16 protein-coding genes and 1 riboswitch are annotated in these 20000 nt (G+C 41.9%); of the genes, 2 read left to right on the forward strand and 14 right to left on the reverse strand.

Going from position 1 to position 20000, the window contains the following annotated elements; all coding sequences use genetic code 11:
- Positions 1-88 precede the first annotated feature (88 nt).
- From DXD04_RS13995 to lepA, 14 genes are all read right to left on the reverse strand, one after another.
- Entirely contained in the window at positions 89-1909 is a 1821-nt protein-coding gene (locus tag DXD04_RS13995) for a RagB/SusD family nutrient uptake outer membrane protein (protein WP_178270037.1), read from the reverse strand.
- A gap of 24 nt (positions 1910-1933) precedes the next feature.
- Positions 1934-5077: a SusC/RagA family TonB-linked outer membrane protein gene (locus DXD04_RS14000; protein WP_178270038.1), complete on the reverse strand. Its 3144-nt coding sequence runs from the start codon at positions 5075-5077 to the stop codon at positions 1934-1936.
- Between the two features lie 574 nt (positions 5078-5651).
- Positions 5652-6929, reverse strand: coding sequence for a voltage-gated chloride channel family protein (locus DXD04_RS14005; protein ID WP_117673834.1), 1278 nt, complete (start codon positions 6927-6929; stop codon positions 5652-5654).
- 118 nt (positions 6930-7047) lie between these two features.
- Positions 7048-7116, reverse strand: a riboswitch (Fluoride riboswitch).
- A gap of 267 nt (positions 7117-7383) precedes the next feature.
- Positions 7384-8418: a UDP-glucose 4-epimerase GalE gene (gene galE / locus DXD04_RS14010; protein WP_117673835.1), complete on the reverse strand. Its 1035-nt coding sequence runs from the start codon at positions 8416-8418 to the stop codon at positions 7384-7386.
- Between the two features lie 174 nt (positions 8419-8592).
- Entirely contained in the window at positions 8593-9195 is a 603-nt protein-coding gene (gene rsxA, locus DXD04_RS14015; RefSeq protein ID WP_022054736.1) for an electron transport complex subunit RsxA, read from the reverse strand.
- A gap of 19 nt (positions 9196-9214) precedes the next feature.
- On the reverse strand, positions 9215-9799 hold the full coding sequence (rsxE, locus tag DXD04_RS14020; RefSeq protein WP_007561420.1) for an electron transport complex subunit RsxE: 585 nt from the start codon (positions 9797-9799) through the stop codon (positions 9215-9217).
- Positions 9800-9811: 12 nt separating this feature from the next.
- On the reverse strand, positions 9812-10468 hold the full coding sequence (locus tag DXD04_RS14025; protein ID WP_117673836.1) for an RnfABCDGE type electron transport complex subunit G: 657 nt from the start codon (positions 10466-10468) through the stop codon (positions 9812-9814).
- The gene (locus tag DXD04_RS14030) at positions 10465-11454 is read right to left on the reverse strand and encodes an RnfABCDGE type electron transport complex subunit D (RefSeq protein WP_022054734.1); all 990 of its coding nucleotides are present in this window, start codon (positions 11452-11454) and stop codon (positions 10465-10467) included. The genes DXD04_RS14025 and DXD04_RS14030 overlap by 4 nt, the downstream gene beginning before the upstream one ends.
- A 12-nt stretch (positions 11455-11466) precedes the next feature.
- On the reverse strand, positions 11467-12804 hold the full coding sequence (gene rsxC / locus DXD04_RS14035) for an electron transport complex subunit RsxC (RefSeq protein ID WP_007561414.1): 1338 nt from the start codon (positions 12802-12804) through the stop codon (positions 11467-11469).
- 33 nt (positions 12805-12837) lie between these two features.
- On the reverse strand, positions 12838-13806 hold the full coding sequence (locus DXD04_RS14040; protein ID WP_117673837.1) for a Fe-S cluster domain-containing protein: 969 nt from the start codon (positions 13804-13806) through the stop codon (positions 12838-12840).
- Positions 13807-13823: 17 nt separating this feature from the next.
- Entirely contained in the window at positions 13824-14249 is a 426-nt protein-coding gene (locus tag DXD04_RS14045) for a SoxR reducing system RseC family protein (protein ID WP_117673838.1), read from the reverse strand.
- 142 nt (positions 14250-14391) lie between these two features.
- Complete coding sequence (gene ilvA / locus DXD04_RS14050; RefSeq protein ID WP_022054731.1) at positions 14392-15588, reverse strand: threonine ammonia-lyase; 1197 nt, start codon at positions 15586-15588, stop codon at positions 14392-14394.
- A gap of 112 nt (positions 15589-15700) precedes the next feature.
- Positions 15701-16303: an RNA polymerase sigma factor gene (locus DXD04_RS14055; protein WP_117673839.1), complete on the reverse strand. Its 603-nt coding sequence runs from the start codon at positions 16301-16303 to the stop codon at positions 15701-15703.
- A gap of 288 nt (positions 16304-16591) precedes the next feature.
- Entirely contained in the window at positions 16592-18373 is a 1782-nt protein-coding gene (gene lepA, locus DXD04_RS14060) for a translation elongation factor 4 (RefSeq protein WP_007561405.1), read from the reverse strand.
- A gap of 105 nt (positions 18374-18478) precedes the next feature.
- On the opposite strand from lepA, the gene DXD04_RS14065 reads away from it, so the two are divergent.
- Positions 18479-19060: a LemA family protein gene (locus DXD04_RS14065; RefSeq protein ID WP_117673840.1), complete on the forward strand. Its 582-nt coding sequence runs from the start codon at positions 18479-18481 to the stop codon at positions 19058-19060.
- A gap of 15 nt (positions 19061-19075) precedes the next feature.
- Positions 19076-19996, forward strand: a complete 921-nt coding sequence (locus DXD04_RS14070) for a TPM domain-containing protein (protein ID WP_117673841.1) — start codon at positions 19076-19078, stop codon at positions 19994-19996.
- The last annotated feature ends 4 nt before the right edge of the window (positions 19997-20000 follow it).

The following is a 20000-nucleotide window of genomic DNA, read 5'->3' on the forward strand; positions in this document are numbered from 1 at the left end:
TCTTTCTATTACGGGATAATGTTTAACTTGTCCAACTTTTTGGGGTCACTTCAATACAGGGCAGCTCCTTTCTCAAAACATGTCACGATTAATTAGCGGAATTTCCATGCATATTCGTATTGGTAGAAAGTTCAGTAGAAGGTATCGGCACACGTAAATGACGCGAATAATCAAACACCTGCGTACCTGTCAGATTAGTCTGTTCCACCTGAAGCGCATTTTTATTTTTCAAGTTATTCAGCACAATACTCTGATCCGGATCATTCGGATTATTGTACCATCTCATCAAGTTAAAGAATCTCCAGCCTTCCCAATATAACTCTACAGAATATTCATGTTTCAGAATTCGGCGTACAGAATTTAACTCCATTCCTTCGCAAATAACATCTCCATTACTTCCTACAACTCGACCAACCACAGGTTTCTGCTGAAGCAACTCATCCACAGTGGGCAATGTATTGCCTTTCAAATAATCATTACCTAAATCGGCTTCAGTTGTATTGAAAGCTTCCGTATTCTTATTCGCACGATCACGCACCATTTGGATGTATTTTTTAGCTGTTGCTTCATCATTATCAGCTTCCAAACAGCATTCTGCATACATCAACAAAATATCAGAATAACGGATAAGACGATCATTAATACCACTCTGTTCTTTGCTTCTCACTTGGTCAAGACTATACTTACGACATCCGAACCATTTTCCTCTCCATTCATCAAATGTATCTCCAGAGAACAGCACTTCATAAGGAATCCAGTTACCAGATTTACCCAAGAAATTACAGCCGCCAGGTATATACATACCCAAATAAGCACGAGGATCTATAATCTTTCCTGACGCATCACGTTCAAACTCATTATATAGCGCTAAAGAAGGCTGTCCATTCCACCATCTGGCAGACTCTGTAGAGTTTGGCGCACTCATTTCCAATTCACGAATTGTATTTTGTCCGGTTACTACCCAGTCATTCAGGTCACCATTAGCAGCAGGGTTAAATCCGTCTGTTTCTACACTTTGGCAGAACTGTACTTCAAACAAAGATTCAGCATTATTTTCATTATCTTCAGTCGCATTATCACGATAATTATCCATTAAAGAATATTGATGAGAGTCGATAATTTGCCACAATACATCCTTTGCTAAAGCCCATTCGGCATCTCCAGCTTTTGCAGTTCCATCCAAAATCGGACGAGCCATATACGTTTTTGCCAAAAAGGCGAGTGCAGAACCTTTTGTAGCACGACCTTCATTTTCAGTTCCTTCGTACGACCAGTCTGAAAGCAAGTTTGCAGCATCCTGAAAATCTTTTACCATACGCTGGTAGATTGCACCCGGTTCAGCAGGTGGCAACATGTAATCTCCTTCACCGGTAGTCACATAATCACGGTCAGGAATTTCATCTCCCCAGAAATAAACCAGATAGAAACGACTCAAACCTCTCAAGAATATAGCTTCACCTTTCAGTCTGTCATATAATTTTTTATCATCTTCATTATTCAAATCAAATGCTCCATCCTGATTTGCCTCCAATTTCTCGAGTGCAAGATTAGCTGCATACTGTAACACGTACAAATCCTGATAACACGTTGATACACTACCCAAATCCGCATTTACGTTGTATTGAGACAATCTTGCCGTTTCTGGTTCACCGGCAGCAGCTCCACTTGTAAACACATATTCATCACTACGTGCATTCAGCATAAATGGCATCCATCGAGCCCATCCGCCAGCTCTTTGAAGAATGTTGTATGCACCATTAACTGCATATGTCAAATGTTCTTTCGTATTATAATATGTAGCTTCGTTATCTGCTGAAGGATTATTAAAATCCATGTCAGGCTCACATGAACTCATTGTCATTAATAAAGAGCCCAAACAAATACCCATATATGTTTTAATATGTTTCATAAAATTCCAATATTTCATTATTACTTAAAATGTCAACTGCAAACCAGCAAAGAACTCACGATTTGCCCAATATGTATCTCCAGAGTAGTAATATGCTCCATCTACACCACGATTCAAAGTAGAACCATTATTGGGGACTTGCGGGTCAAACATAGAATATCCTGTAATAGTGAACGGATTCTTTACACCCAGATACAAACGTAAAGATTCAATGTGTGCTTTTGAAATCAATGCTTTGTCAAAAGTATATCCCAAGGTAATACGATTGCAACGGAAATAAGAACCATTTTCAATAAAATAATCAGATGCCATAGTATGATTACCATTCGGGTCATTAAGTACGGCACGCGGTACATTCGTATTCACATTAGCAGGCAATGTGATTGTTTCACCACCAGCTGTTGTAAAGGTCACATCTTCTGCACGGAAGCGGTTATTCATATCAGCCATCTGATTCTTTGCTGCATAACCACCCATCAGCTCAGTTTTCCAGTTATTATAAATTTGGTTTCCAAAGTCACCTTGCCATAACATTGAAAAATCAAATCCTTTGTATTCGGCTGTAATATTCAGGCCAAAAGAACAATTCGGTAAAGAAGAACCGATAAATGTTTTATCGTCATCCGTAATTTGTCCGTCACCGTTTACATCTACATATTTCAAATCTCCGGCAGCTGCAGAAGGCTGAAGACGTTCTCCCTTGCTGTTTACATAATTAGCAGCTTCTTCATCTGTACGGAACAAGCCATCTGTCTTATAACCCCAGAATTGCGCTACAGGCTGTCCGACTACAGTCATTGTCACATTACCTGTACTACAAGCACCACCAGCAAGTGAAGCATTGTCACCCAAACTTGTTACTTCATTACGATAAAGAGAGAAGTTAGGAGAAATCGTTAATTTTACATCACCAATCTGTTCACGATAAGTAGCTGAAAGTTCAATACCCCAGTTTTTCATACTACCCACATTAGAATACATGGTATTAATATTACCTGTAGATTTAGGCAACTGTACGGCAAGTAACATATCGGTCGTTTTACGATTATAATAATCGAAAACCAAACTGAATTTATTATTAAACATATCAAGGTCGAAACCTACACCCGCATCTCTGGTTGTTTCCCACGACAGATCAGGATTTGCAAAGTTTTCAATCAATGGTGCTGATGCATTAGAAGAGCTTCCTTCCGGATTAATCTGGCCAGGACCAAATGTGTAATATCTGTTGTCTGTTTCAACAACTGACTGATAATCATATCGTCCTACCGCATTGGCACTACCAATCCAACCTAATGTGGCACGGATTTTCAAATTATTCAGCCAGCTGGAAGTTGCGTCTTTCATCCAAGACTCTTCACTGATTCTCCATCCCACAGAGAATGAAGGGAAATATCCCCAACGATTACCTTTTTTAAATTTAGAAGACTCATCAGCACGGAAGTTAGCAGTAATCATATACTTACTATTGTAAGAATACATAACTCTGGCCAAATAAGAAAAATATGCTTCGTTATATTGTGAACTAGTTACGTTCTGACTATCTGGGTAACGACTCTCTGGACCAAAGTCTGAATATTCATTACTACGTCCTGAAACGCCCGTAGACCATCCATCAAACTTTTCAGAAACCATACCGACAACTCCTGACAAATTATGTACATCATTAAAGGTCTTATCAAAGGTCAGCAAGTTTTCAATAATTTCATGTCCGCTGCCTCCTTTTGTCGTACTCTGAGAATTATAAGCCTGCTTTCCGTTAGCTGTTCCAAGATCATATTCCGGAATCAAAGTTGCATCATTGTTTCTTGCAAATGAGTAAGTATAAGTCAAACGATATTTCAACCAGTCAAAAATCTTTATTTCACCAAATATACTTCCCAAAGCGCTAATTGAACGATTACGAATTTTTTCATTTCTCAAGAACCAGATTTGATTCACCAAGTCATTTCCATCACGACCATTATTACCAGTCAAGAAGAAACTACCATCTTCATTGTATACCGGAAGGTTAGAAGGTGTTTGGAGAGTATTCATCAGCGAAGCACCTGTAAAACCATTGGTTCTACTATAATTAGCAAATATACGTCCACCATAAGTAAAACGGCCTACGGTACCTTGTACATTAGCATAAATATTATCCGCTTTCACATCTTCCGTATGCATCTGATCATCATTGTCAGCATGAGTAGCTCCAATACGATAGCTGGCATATTTGCTACCTCCACTCACTGACAAGTCGTATTTCTGATAGTTGGTATTGCAGAAATACTCATCCCACCAGTCTGTACTTCCAAGCGGATTGCTCGGAGTAGCTACTCCTGTTGGAACTGTTTTATTCCATGTTCCATTCGCAATTGCAGTAGCATCAGAAGAATTATAGTAAAGTTCATTTACGTAAACTGCATAATCATACGGATTAAGCATATCTACTTTGCTGGTGTTTGAACCAAAACCGGCATACGCATTAAAGCTAACTTTCGGTTTTCCTTCTGCTCCTTTCTTTGTAGTAACCACAATCACACCATTGGCACCACGCACACCATAAATTGCACATGAAGCCGCATCCTTCAAAACCTGGATAGATTCTATTTCATTATCATTAGGAATGTTTCCTGATGCATCAATGATACCATCTACCACCCACAACGGATCTGTACTACCTGTAATTGAAGAGGTACCACGAATACGAATCTTTCCACCTGATACATTCACACCGGCTGTACTTCCTTGCAAAGCATCTGTAATACCTCCCGGAGATTTTAAAACTTCCTTCGGACTCAATGTGGCAATAGCAGAAGTCAAATCTTCCTTTTTCTGTGTACCATAGCCCACTACGACCACATTATCGAGTAACTGTGTATCTTCTGTTAATGTTACAGTTAAATCGGTTTTACCTGCAACCGCGATTTCCTGAGTTTTATATCCTACAAAAGAAACTACTATAACAGAATTGGAAGGCAAATTTAAAGTAAAACCTCCTTCAAAGTCTGTAATTGTACCATTGGTTGTACCCTTTTGAAGCACACTTGCACCTATAACAGATTCCCCAGCTCCATCTTTCACAATACCTTTTACGGTAATATTTTGTGACAAAGCCCATAAAGGAATCATACAAAACAACATGAATAGCCATATCAGGCGTAATCTAAATAAGTTTTTCATCATATTTGTATGTTTAATAGTTAATGAAATATTTATATGAATTGTCATTTACGAATAGAAGGTTTATTACTTAAGCAACATACTTAATGACTACCCTAATCCAATCAAAGAGATAGTCAATAGAATATATTAACTAATAACTTACCTGGTATCTTTCATTTTCCCGACTTTAGTGTCCATAGGCATTTCATTTAAGATTATACATTTATAAATCATTTGATGTAATGCAAATGTAAATCTTAATGAACGAAAGGAATTATACCATATTACCAACACCTATGTTACATGTTACATCATTATCCCGTGTGTAACATTTTCTTTATTCTACGATACATTTAGGCTGTACAACATAAAAAGAAGGGCCCCATCTTTTACACAATCTTAATTTCTATACACAAACGTAACTTTGTGTTACATATCAAACACAAAGGCGCTCGACTCCAAACGCAAGTACATTTCAATTAAAACGCCTTTGCGTTTCAACTAAAACGCAAGTGCATTTAAAACAAAACGCAAGGACGTTTGACTTCAAGCGCCCTTGCGTTTTGTTTATAAAAGAAACCACCGTGATAAATCACTATTCCGCAAGCGTTTTTCCCTTCCTACGAGAATAAGCCAAATGTTTCGGACTGCCAATCAGCTGAGCTGTATAAATGCCGGTATGACCGGAGAAAAGATAAGCTATTACACAAGCTATGCCTAAATAAAGACCTGGCTCTGCCCCGAAAAGCTCAATTCCCATCAGTGTACAAGCAATGGGGGTATTGGTTGCTCCGGCAAACACTGCCACAAAACCAATGCCAGCCAATAGCCCCATCGGAAGGGGTACCACAGCCGACAACGCACTGCCTAAGGTAGCTCCCACAAAGAACAGAGGAGTAACTTCACCTCCCTTGAATCCGACTCCAATAGTGAAGGTCGTAAACAGAATCTTCAGCAGAAAATCATACCACATCTGCTGTTCCGTGAACGAAGCCACAATGGTAGGTACACCCAAACCGATATATTTCGTCGTTCCCATCATCCAGACAGCTTCGGCAATCACAAGTCCTCCTATCAGCGGACGGAAAGGCGGATAACTGATGCGCTTGGCCATTCCTGACCAAAAACCGATGGAACGTGAAAACAGCATGGCTGCCAATCCGAAAAGAATACCTGCACCAATGGTCCACAACAAATTGGATGCATCCGGAAAAGGAACTTCAGGAACTACATAATGCGTATGCTCCACTCCCCACGCATGACAAACCATGCTGGCTACGGCAGCTGAAAGGAAACTCGGCAAAATGGCCTCATAACGCATGCGTCCCACCACAATGACCTCCAATCCAAAAACGGCTCCAGCCAATGGGGTACCAAATACAGAAGCAAAACCTGCACTGATTCCGATAGCTACCATCAGACGATGATCTCTGCGACGCATACGGAACAGACGGGAAAACTGGTCGGCTATGGCTCCTCCCATCTGTACCCCGGTGCCCTCTCGTCCGGCAGAACCACCGAACAAATGAGTTAATACAGTCCCGATATATACTAACGGAGCCATACGGAAAGGAATAATGTCATGTGGTGAACGGATTTCCTCAATCAGGTAATTGTTTCCCCGGGAAGCCGTTCCTGCCCAATAATGATACATCAAGCCGATAAGCAAACCAGCCACAGGCAAAAGAGCAATTATCCACAGATGATGTTCACGATACTGCGTGGCCCACTCCAGAGATACTAACAGCAAGGCAGAAGCCGAACCTATACAAGCCCCTGACAAAACTGAAAGGAAAAGCCACTTACATAAATAAAGGAGTAAAGGAAGCTGTTCAAACTTCCACCAGTAGTTCTGATTTCTTAAAGTCTTCATATTTTTCTAAGTTTTCTTGTATCCATTATCTCAAGTTTTCGCAAAAACCAAAGCCCGAACTCTTTCACACAGCATGGATACAAATATAGTCCTCCCTGCCGGTCCTAAAAAGAGACCTGCTCTGGTAGGAACTATCAGCTACTTCATTAGCGGTTTATCACAGGGAAGTCCCATTCCCTTGATTCGAAAATCGGCTGCAAAGATATAATAAAATCCACAAACATAAAAAAACTGTTCCCCGACTCTCGTCGGAGAACAGCCACAACACAAACACAAAATAAAACACGACAAAACTACTATGCAAAAATACAACTCTCTGCTTTCATTTCAGATGAAAATCAGCTGCCGTTCATTATCTATATCACATACACAAGAACCACAAGAGCTGTATATTACATGTAACGTTCATAAAATATCTTTAGTTCAGTATTTTTTATTTTATTAAGAATTCAAATCACATGATACCTTTTTCACGAAGGTGAACCTGCCAATTCCATGCAGAACGCAAGGTATCTTCGATAGAAGTTTCAGCTTTCCATCCCAATTCAGAGTTTGCATAAGAAGGATCGGCCCAAACTTTCACAATATCACCTGCACGACGAGGAGCAATCTGATAATTCAGTTTCACGCCGGTAGATTCTTCAAACTTGTGAATCAGCTCCAATACAGAAAGACCACGACCAGTACCAATATTAAATACTTCTACTTTATCTTTCTGCTTATCTTCCAAAATACGGTTCATGGCAATTACGTGTGCTTTTGCCAAATCTACTACGTAAATGTAGTCACGGATACAAGAACCGTCAGGAGTATCATAATCATCACCGAATACGCTCAGTTTTTCACGGATACCCATTGCAGTCTGAGTAAGATATGGAATCAGATTCTGCGGTACTCCAAGCGGAAGTTCACCAATTAAGGCAGTTGGATGTGCACCAATCGGATTGAAATAACGCAACATTACAGCATGAATAGGAGAACCAGAAGTAATTGTATCACGAATAATTTCTTCGTTAATCTGCTTCGTATTACCGTATGGAGATTCAGCTTTCTTAATAGGAGCAGCTTCTGTTACAGGCAATACATCCGGCTGACCGTATACCGTACAAGAAGAAGAGAAAATAATACCTTTTATTCCATGTTTCGGCATCAGTTCCAATAAGTTAATCAAAGAAACCAAGTTGTTACGATAATACAGCAACGGTTTCTGAACAGACTCACCTACAGCCTTGCTTGCTGCAAAATGAATGATTCCCTGGATACCAGGATATTTAGTAAATACGTTATTCAGACCTTCGTAATCAAGACAATCTACTTTTTCAAAAGCCGGGCGCACACCTGAAATCTGTTCGATGCTATCCACCACATCAGCGCGCGAATTGGAAAGATTGTCTACAATTACCACTTCGTAACCGCTATTCTGCAATTCAACCACAGTATGAGAACCAATGTATCCGGTTCCACCTGTCACGAGAATTCTTTTTTTCATAACACTAAGGTTTATCTTATAATTAACTCCTTTATTAAAGTCATTTACTATATCTCTACAAAAGTAGAAAAAAGGATTGAATTGTCCATGTACCTCTCATTAAAAAATTAAAAAAGTGTTACCCGCCATGTGACGGATAACACTTTTACAACAAGTAACTGTCAAAAGACAGGATTAATTCAAGCCAAAAAGTACTGCCAGACCTTTATCTACGCCTGAGAAGCCCATGAATGCCATAGCCAGCAAACCTGCTGTAACCAATGCAATACTCATTCCTCTCATACCTTTCGGAATGTTTACCAGGCTCAACTGCTCGCGAATACCGGCAAACACAATCAACGCCAAAGCAAAGCCTAATGCAGTAGAGAAGGCATATACTACTCCAGTCAGCAAATCATAGTCCTTCTGGATTACCAGGATAGTCACACCCAGGATACAGCAGTTAGTTGTAATCAAAGGCAGGAACACTCCCAGTGCCTGATACAAAGAAGGAGAAACCTTTTTCAAGATAATTTCTACCATCTGAACCAATGCGGCAATGACAAGGATAAAGGCTATAGTCTGCAAATATCCCAATCCGAAAGCGTCCAATACAAACTTCTGAATGACATAGGTCACGATGGTGGCCAGCGTCAACACGAAAGCTACCGCTGCTCCCATACCCATGGCAGTTTCCACTTTCTTGGAAACTCCCAAGAACGGACAGATACCCAAGAATTGCGACAACACTACGTTGTTCACAAAGATTGCGGTGATAAATATCAATATATATTCCATATCTTTCTATTTTTAAGGGTTATGCTTTTTTCAAGCGGTTTACAATCGCAATAAGGTATCCCAATACGATGAAAGCACCTGGAGCCAATACGAAAATCAGCATTCCGTAATCTTCCGGCATAATGGCAATGTTAAACAATTTGCCAGTTCCCAGGAATTCACGTACACCACCCAGCAAAGTCAAGGCAATGGTAAATCCAAGTCCCATACCCAAGCCGTCGAAGAAAGAAGACAAGGGGTTATTCTTAGCTGCAAATGCTTCAGCACGACCCAGCAAAATACAGTTTACCACAATCAACGGAATGAACAATCCCAATGTAGCGTACAATGCCGGTACGTATGCCTGCATCACCATCTGAAGCAAAGTTACGAACGAAGCAATCACTACCACAAAAATAGGAATACGTACCATGTCGGGCACCAGATTCTTAATCAGAGAGATTACCACGTTTGAACAAATCAGTACAAACATAGTAGCCAGTCCCATACCCATACCGTTGATGGCAGAAGAAGTTGTACCCAGGGTCGGACACATACCTAAAAGGAGTACAAACGTAGGATTTTCTTTTACAATCCCATTCATTAACACTTTAAAATTATTCATAGCCTGTCCTCCTTATTTAACGGGTTCTACATTCGTTGTATCACTCACAGCTTCTTCGGCCGGTTTTTCCTGCTGAGTAGCTCCGCTGGCTCCATCTACATGCTGATTCTTATAGGCTGCATACGCATTGTTTACAGCCAGCAAGAAAGCACGCGATGTAATGGTTGAAGCCGTAATGGCATCAATCTCTCCGCCATCCTTGCTCACCGTTAAAGGAGCTTCGCCCGGATTTTTTCCGGTAATATCACCTTTGGCACCTTTCTTGAACCAATCGGCAGCCTTCGAACCCAGTCCCGGAGTTTCTGCATGGCTCAAAAGAGAATAATCGATAATCTTACCTTCATTGTCAAAACCGACCAATACGGTCAGCGCTCCACCAAAACCATTGGCAGCCGATTCTACTGCAGCTCCGATAGGCTGTCCGTTTTTAGTCGCCTTGTAAATCTTATAAGTGGCACCATTGACTTCTACGATTTCAGGAGCATCAGCCGGATTGTTATCAAAACCGGGAACTACCACTGCAATGGCATCACTCAAAGTCTTGGCATTCGCCTGAGCAATAGGTTCTGCAGTTACGTCGTTCACCCAGCCCAGCAAACCTCCGGCCACTACGGAAAATCCGGTCAGTGCCAGAGCCATATTCTTTAAAGATGATTCTAGTTTTTTCATTTCTTCACTACCTCCCCGAAACGTTTTGGTTTGCAATATGTATTAATCAACGGAGTGAATGCGTTCATGATGAAAATAGCGAACGACATACCTTCCGGATAGGCACCGAAAGTACGGATTACTACTGTCAGGAAACCGATAGCCACACCATAAATCAACATTCCTTTGTGAGTCATAGGTGAAGTCACATAATCTGTGGCCATGAAAATCGCACCCAACATCAAACCTCCGGTAAACAGATGGGCCAACGGAGAAGCATATACTGTAGGATTAGCCAAATGCATCAGACCTGAGAATACGAATACGGTTGCCAGAATGGAAACCGGAATATGCCAGGAGATAATCTTTTTCCACAACATATACACAAGTCCTAACAACAATGCCAAGGCACTTACCTCACCGATACATCCTGGATTGTTACCCAAGAACAAAGACATGGTATCGGGCAACTGGCTCAACGCATTGGCATCGCCATGTACCGCCATCTTCATCAAAGCCAACGGAGTAGCAGTAGTTTCCGCATCCGTATAACTGGTCAACTGACCTACTACCGGCCACGAAGTCATCTGCACAGGGAAAGAAATCAGCAGGAAGATACGTCCCACCAAAGCCGGGTTGAACGGGTTACATCCCAATCCGCCGAAAGTCATCTTTCCGATACCGATAGCCACCAGCGCACCGATAATAATAATCCACAACGGCAGGTTAGAAGGCAGGTTAAATGCCAGCAACACACCTGTCAGGGCAGCCGAACCGTCCATGATAGTAGTACGTTCGCGCTTCAATATGAATTTGGTGATAGCCCATTCGAAGAACAAGCATGCAATGACAGAAGTCAGTGTCACCACCACTGCTCCCAGACCAAACATGTAAAAAGATACAAGCAAGGCCGGTATCAGCGCAATCAATACGCCGTACATGTTTTTCTGTACACTGTCGCCACCATGTACATGCGGCGATAAGGATACTATTAATTTGTTTGCCATAAGATTCTCAAATTATTTTTTTGCATTACGTGCACGGATGATACCGCCCACCTTACCTTTACCTAAACGGATGTAATCCAACATCGGACGATGAGAAGGACATGTAAACTGGCATGAACCGCATTCGATGCACGACATAATCATTTCGTGTTCCACACGTTCCCAGTCGCCATGAGCCGAACAAGTAGCCAGCAAGTAAGGTTCCAGTCCCATCGGACAAACGCTTACACACTTCGCACAACGGATACATGGCTGAGGTTCTGCACGACGTGCTTCCTTATCGTTCATAATCAGCACACCAGAGCTACCTTTACAGATAGGTACTTCGGTATTTACCAAAGCCTTACCCATCATCGGACCACCACCGATTACTTTTCCGGTATCTTCCGGCAGACCTCCGGCAGCTTCAATCAGCTGGCTCATCGGAGTTCCCATACGAGTCAGGAAGTTAGAAGGGTTCTTCAATGACTTACCGGTTACCGTTACCACACGTTCAAACAAAGGCTTGTTTTTCTGTACAGCTTCGTATACTGCATACGCAGTACCTACATTCTGTACCACTGCACCTACATTAATAGGAATAGCAGGAGGAGCCGGTACCTGACGACCGATAACAGCGTCAATCAACTGTTTTTCACCTCCCTGAGGATATTTCACTTTCAAAGGTACAATTTCAATACCTGGGTAAGCGGCCGCCTTTTCTGTCATTAACTTGATGGCATCCGGTTTATTGTTCTCAATACCGATATAGGCTTTGTTTACCTTTGCTCCCTTCATCAGAATCTGTACACCAACCAGAATTTCATCTGCTTTTTCCAGCATCAGACGATGGTCGGCAGTCAGATAAGGTTCACATTCTACGGCATTGATGATGACACATTCTGCCTTGCATCCAGGAGGAGGAGTCAGTTTTACATGAGTAGGGAAACAAGCACCACCCATACCTACGATACCGGCATTCTTGATTTTTGCGACAATTTCTTCCGGAGTCAGGTTACATTCCTTTACCAGATCCTTGCTACGGTCGATTGTTTCTTCCCATTCATCACCTTCTACATCAATGAAAATTGCAGGCTTGCGATAGCCGCTTGCATCAATCACGCTGTCTACCTTGTTTACCTTTCCAGACACGGAAGAGAAGATAGCTGCCGATACAAAGCCTCCCGCTTCGGCAATCTTGGTACCAACCTTTACCACATCACCTTTCTTTACAATGGCAGTGGCAGGCGCACCAATATGCTGAGACAACGGGAACACCGCCTGCTTGGGAAGTGCAAGCGTTTCAATAGCTTTCCCGGCTGACAATTTATTTTCTGCTGGATGAACTCCACCAATTCTAAACGTCTTCACTTTTATGTTATTTAGTATTATACAATTATAAGATTAAGCCTCTGTATTCTTTGGAGCTTCGGCAGCCGGAGTAGAAGCCGTATTCACCGTTTCATTCTTTACAGCTACTGGCTTTGCTGCACTAGCTATAGCAGCCTGTCCTACAGCCTGTTTTTCTGCTGCCGGAGCATCTGCCTTCGGTTTACGAGGAGGGAAGTTCACTGCTACAATAGCCTGCTGCGGACATTCCATCTCACACTTACGGCATGACTTACATTTAGCCGGGTCGATATAGGCCAGGTTGTTTTCCAATGTAATAGCTTCAAACGGACATACCTTCACACACTTGCCGCAACCGATACAAGCTGCTGCACATGCCTTACGGGCTACAGCACCTTTATCCTTATTGACACACTGTACGTACACTCTACGGTTGTTCTTGCCTTTCGGGCGAATTTCAATGATGTTACGCGGACAAGCCTTGCTACAAGCGCCGCAAGCCGTACATTTTGATTCGTCTACTTCAGGAAGTCCTGTTTCCGGATTCATGTGAATGGCATCAAACTGACAAGCCGATACGCAGTCACCACATCCCAGACAGCCAAAGGTACAACCGGTTTCACCACCGAAAGTAGAATTGGCTACCACACAAGAACGCACCCCGTCGTACTGAGTCAGCTTCGGACGGTTGGCACATGTTCCGTTACATCTCACTACCGCAACCTTCGGTTCTGAAGCAGCTGCTTCCAGTCCCAAAATACTTGCGACCTTCTCCATTGTAGGCTGACCGCCTACCGGACACATTTTTCCCTCCAGAGAACCAGCTTTTACACAAGCAGCTGCAAAACCGGAACATCCCGGGAAACCACATCCACCGCAATTGGCCTGAGGAAGCACTTCTGCCACCTGAGCAATTCGGGGATCTTCATACACAGCAAATTTCTTAGAAGCCACGTACAAGATAACAGCTGAAATCAAGCCAATGGCACCCAGTGAAATCACTGCAACCAAAATTAAACTCATAATATAAAGTTAGTTTATTAATTATTAATTGATTCCAAAACAAACACAAAAGTACGTCTGAATTTCTCCCGGCAAAAGAAAAGTATCAGATAATAAGGTATAAGCATACACAAAGATGCGATGGAAGAAACGACCTCATCCCCTCCCGTAAAATACATAGCGACAAAAAGAGAAACGAGCAACACCACAAAAGGGAAAACAAAAGCCCACATTACAGCTCTCATTCCCAGGGATGTCGCTCCGCTTATCATGACCTGGCTCCCTACCTGACAGGCGAGACCAGACTTATTGTATACATCTATCAGTTTCTCCTTCGATTCAGCCGCACTGCAATGCCCTTTTATGCTGCAGGCAGAACAAGCTGACGTCTGTACAATCCTCACCTTCAAGTAAGAACCGTTAATGCTTTCCACAATACCTAGATGTTTTATTTTATCAGTCATTTTTGCAAACCACACTTTACAAATGTGTGGCAAATGTACGATAAATATTGTATTGTTGGTAACGTTAACGAGGAAAATCTGCTTAAAAAAATTAAATTCGTCAGGACAAGTTCAGAAATCCGACAAATTACAGCTCTCCTACTTAATTTACGATGGTGTATCCTGCCTCCAGCAGTGCATTTCGAATAAGTGAAATGTGCTCCGCATTACGTGTTTCCATCACCAGTCTCAGGAAACAGGCTGTCACATTACTATTATTATTGTTACGTTCGTGAAGTACTGAAATGATATTTCCTCCCAGACGAGCCACAATAGTAGCTACTCCCATCAGTTCTCCGGGTTTATCATGTAAATCAAGCGTTACAGTATAAGAGCGGCCAGACATATCCAATCCACGTCCAATCACACGGCTCAGGATAGTTACATCAATATTTCCTCCGGATACCACGCAAATTGTTTTCTTCCCTGCCACCGGAACCTTATTGAACATAGCAGCTGCCACAGCAACTGCCCCCGCCCCTTCAGCAATAAGTTTCTGCTGCTCCATCAATGCTAAAATAGCGGCACAGATTTCATCTTCTGTCACAGTCACAATACCATCCACATACTTGCTACACAAATCAAAAGTATGTTCTCCTGGTTCCTTTACTGCAATACCATCTGCGATTGTTGACACTGAAGAAAGGCATTCGCGACGTTCATGTTCAATAGAGCGCAACATACTCGGAGCACCTTGAGCCTGTACACCATATACCTTTACATCAGGTTTTAAAGATTTCAGCGCGTAAGCTACACCAGATATAAGTCCTCCTCCCCCAATGGGCACAATCACTACTTCCACATCCGGAAGTTGATTCAACAATTCCAGTCCGATTGTTCCCTGTCCGGCAATGACATGTTCATCATCAAAAGGATGAATGAAAGTATATCCTCTTTCCTCCTTAAGCTGCAAAGCCTTCTGGTAAGCATCATCATAAACACCTGGAACCAGACATACCTCAGCTCCGTAACGCTTGGTTGCCTCTACTTTCGAAATAGGAGCACCTTCCGGAAGACAAATCAACGATTTTATGCCATGCTTCGTAGCACCAAGTGCAACACCCTGCGCATGATTTCCCGCTGAACAAGCAATCACTCCACGAGCCTTTTCTTCCTCTGTCAAGCAAGAAATCTTGTAACATGCACCACGCAACTTAAACGAACCTGTATATTGCAGGTTTTCCGGTTTCAAATATACCTGACTCTCATTATTTATTTGGGGAGCATATATCAAATCCGTTCTTCTTATCACATTTTTCAGAGCAAACGATGCCCGATAAATACAATCCAATGTTAACATAAAGATAGCTTTTAATTATTTTTTCCGCGCAAAAGTACAAAAAAAGTCGAAATTCAGAAGAAACAAATAAGAAAAGGCACCCAAATACAAATCTTGCATGGATGCCTTTTTCTTATAAATCTTCATCTAGAAAAGTAAAATCAATTCCTCTTTCTTTTAACAAATCGCGAATTTTAGCTATGATTTTTTTATAAAGCTTGAAACAAGTCGATTTACTTATACCTCTCTTTTCGCCCGCTTCTCTAAAACTTAAACCTTTAAAGAATAGGTCTATAATCAATTCTCTCTCAAACAAAGAAAGCTCGAAAAGTATTATTTCCCGTATTATCAGATAAACACGCTCAAACTTCAACAAAAGCTTAATTTTTAATGAAGGATATCCTGCCGTATGAGCCACCACAGCCTCATTATCAAGTGCAACCATAGTGGGAGCATTTTTCTTTCTGCGATAATAATCATTTACCATATTAATTGTTATCGTCATTGCCCATTGAAAAAAACGTACTCTTTCATGGTACGACTTATCCAATCCTTCTACCACTTTCAACAATACTTCCTGACGTAAATTGTAGACATCTTCCTGATTACGAACGTGTATTTTAATATACGTTTCCACCATCAATGAACATCTGTAAAAAAGAATTTGTTCTTCCTTATCAGTTTTATCATAAAGATGACGAAACCTCACTTTGTTACTGGGGTAAAGTTTTTCCATATTTAAAATGTTTTTAAGTCCTACCTAACCAAAATTACATTAAAAGAAAAGCAGGATGGTTAATAAAAAATTTTATCACTAAATAAAACCACCATATACCAAAAGAGTCCACCTACTTTTAAAATATCTAGCAAAGCCTTATTCATGTGACAAATATATATATTCTACATAGAATAAACAACAAATTCGCAATTTATTTTTACAATACATTACAATTTGATAAAAATAAAAGAGGCATCAAAAAGAGATTTTTTGTCTTTTTGACGCCTCTTACAGAGATTCAAAAGCTTAATCAAGCTTAAGAACCGCTAAAAATGCCTTTTGAGGAACTTCTACCGTACCAATTTGCTTCATACGTTTTTTTCCTTTTTTCTGCTTTTCCAAGAGCTTACGCTTACGGCTTACGTCACCTCCATAACATTTGGCCGTCACATCCTTACGGACTGCCTTAATGGTTTCACGCGCAATAATCTTTGCACCGATAGCCGCCTGAATCGCAATTTCAAACTGCTGACGAGGTATCAATTCCTTCAGTTTCTCACACATTCGGCGTCCTAAATCATACGCATTATCAAAGTGAGTCAACGTAGATAAGGCATCAACCGATTCTCCGTTCAACAGAATATCCAGCTTCACCAATTTAGATGGACGGAAACCTGACTGATGATAGTCAAAAGAAGCATATCCCTTGGAAATACTCTTCAACTTATCATAGAAGTCTATCACAATTTCACCCAAAGGCATCTTGTAATGCAATTCTACACGATTACCTGAAATATAATCCTGCTTCACCAGTTCTCCGCGCTTACCCAGACACAACGTCATAATCGGACCGATATAGTCTGTTGCCGTAATAATGGAAGCATCAATATAAGGTTCTTCAATATGATCAATCAGTGTAGGATCGGGCATTCCTCCCGGGTTATGCACTTCCTGCACTCCTCCCTGCTTATCGTAAATCATATACGATACGTTAGGAACAGTGGTAATCACATTCATATCAAACTCACGATCCAGTCGTTCCTGCACAATTTCCATATGAAGCAATCCCAAGAATCCGCAACGGAATCCGAAGCCCAGCGCCAAAGAAGATTCCGGCTGAAAAGTCAGAGACGCATCGTTCAGCTGAAGTTTTTCCAAAGAAGCACGCAAATTTTCGTAATCTTCCGCTTCAATCGGGTAAACTCCGGCAAAGACCATCGGTTTTACTTCCTCAAATCCATCAATTGCCTTATCACACGGGCGACTGATATGTGTAATGGTATCTCCTACCTTCACCTCTTTAGAAGTCTTGATACCGGAAATAATGTATCCTACATCTCCCGTACGCAACTCTTTCCGAGGAACCATATCCATTTTCAATACACCTACTTCGTCAGCATCGTATTCTTTTCCTGTATTGAAGAATTTCACCTTGTCACCTGTACGAATCACTCCGTTTACCACCTTAAAATATGCAATGATACCACGGAATGAATTGAATACAGAATCGAAAATTAAAGCCTGCAGCGGTGCATTCTCATCACCAACTGGAGCTGGGATACGTTCTACTACTGCCTGAAGAATATCCTCTACTCCCATACCGGTCTTTCCCGATGCACGAATAATATCTTCACGCTTGCAGCCTAACAAATCAATAATTTCATCCTCCACCTCTTCCGGCATCGCACTGGCCATATCACACTTGTTCATCACCGGAATAATCTCCAGGTCATGTTCCAACGCCATATACAAGTTCGAAATAGTCTGCGCCTGCACACCTTGAGAAGCGTCGACGACCAACAATGCTCCTTCACAAGCTGCAATGGAACGAGACACTTCGTATGAAAAGTCCACGTGTCCCGGAGTGTCAATCAGGTTCAGAATGTATTTTTCACCTTTATAAGTATACTCCATCTGAATGGCATGGCTCTTGATTGTGATTCCACGTTCACGTTCCAGGTCCATATCGTCCAACATCTGTCCCTCTGTAACCTTAATTGTCTGCGTATATTCCAGCAAACGGTCAGCCAGTGTAGACTTACCGTGGTCAATGTGTGCAATGATGCAAAAATTTCGGATATTCTTCATATATAATATTACAACTTATCAAAATTATTGGGCAAAGATACGCAAAAAATGAGATTTTTATGTATGTTTGCCATTGAAACTAATCATAAAACATAAATAACACGTATGAAAAAAACATGGATTATTGTTATCGCAGTAGTAGCTGTTCTTGTGATTTACTGCGTCAGTTCGTATAATTCTTTAGTCACTCAGGAAGAAACCGTAGGCACTGCATGGAGCAACGTAGAAAACCAATATCAGAGACGCTCTGACCTGATTCCTAATCTGGTCAATACCGTTAAGGGGTATGCCGCACACGAAAAAGAAACATTCGATGCGGTGGTATCAGCCAGAGCAAAAGCTACTCAGATGACCATCGACATCGAAGACCTGACTCCTGAAAAAATTGAAGCCTACCAGAAAGCACAAGGAGCTGTGGGCAGTGCATTGAGCCGACTGTTGGCTGTGACAGAAAACTATCCGGAGTTGAAAGCCAATGAAAACTTTAAGGAACTGCAGGCACAGTTGGAAGGAACTGAGAACCGTATCAGCGTAGAACGTCGTAAATTCAACGAAACTGCACGCGAATACAATACCAGCATCCGCCGTTTCCCGAAAAATATCGTCGCAAGCATGTTCGGTTTTGAAAAGCGTCCTTATTTCGAAGCTGAAGAAGGCAGCGAAAAGGCACCTGAAGTGAAGTTCTAACCTACCCTCTTCACAATGAAACGAACATCTTTATTCGGAATACTCTTTTTACTGGCAACTGCCTTCAGCACTTTGCGAGCTGAAGGATACAAAGTAGAAGAGGTTCCCATGGTACACCTGCAAGACCGGACACGGTATGTCAGCAATCCTGACGGAATTCTTAGTGAAGCGGCTGTAGCTGTAATGGATACCACCCTCTTTGCTTTGGAACAGAAAACCGGCATCCAGACCGTGGTCGTAGCCGTACGGCAAATAAAAGGCGGTGATTGTTTCGACTTTGCCTACCAACTGGGAGAGAAAAACGGAGTAGGCCAGAAAGGTAAAGACAACGGACTGGTCATTCTGCTGGTCACAGAAGAAAGATGTATCCAGTTTGCTACCGGATATGGACTGGAAGGTATTCTTCCCGATGCCATCTGTAAACGCATCCAAACCCGTTACATGAATCCCTATTTAAGTAAAGGTGACTGGGATTCCGGTATGGTAGCCGGTATTCAGGCCGTACGACAAGTACTGGATAAAAGTTCCGGAGCTCCCACTCCTCCCGAAGGTGAATCAGACGGACTGCTAATTTTTATCATCCTGGGATGCTGCTTTATCCTTGTACCTGCCTTATTATGGTATTCCGCACGCCAACGAAACAAATGTCCGAATTGCCATAAGCATACCTTACAACAGGTTTCAGTTCGTACCATTTCACGCGTAGGCAGCGTACGTACCGAAGAAATCACCTATCTGTGCAGCAATTGCGGACACGTACGTCACACTCACCGAAAAGTCGATGACGACGAATTCCATCACCGGGGAGGCAACGGAGGTCCCTTCTTAGGCGGTCCGTTCTTTGGAGGTGGTTTCGGAAGAGGTGGAGGCGGCTTCAGCGGCGGCAGTTTTGGAGGAGGAAGCTTCGGAGGCGGTGGCGCCGGAAGCAGATTCTAATCAC

It is taken from the genome of Phocaeicola plebeius (genome assembly GCF_003437535.1).
Lineage (GTDB): Bacteria > Bacteroidota > Bacteroidia > Bacteroidales > Bacteroidaceae > Phocaeicola > Phocaeicola plebeius_A.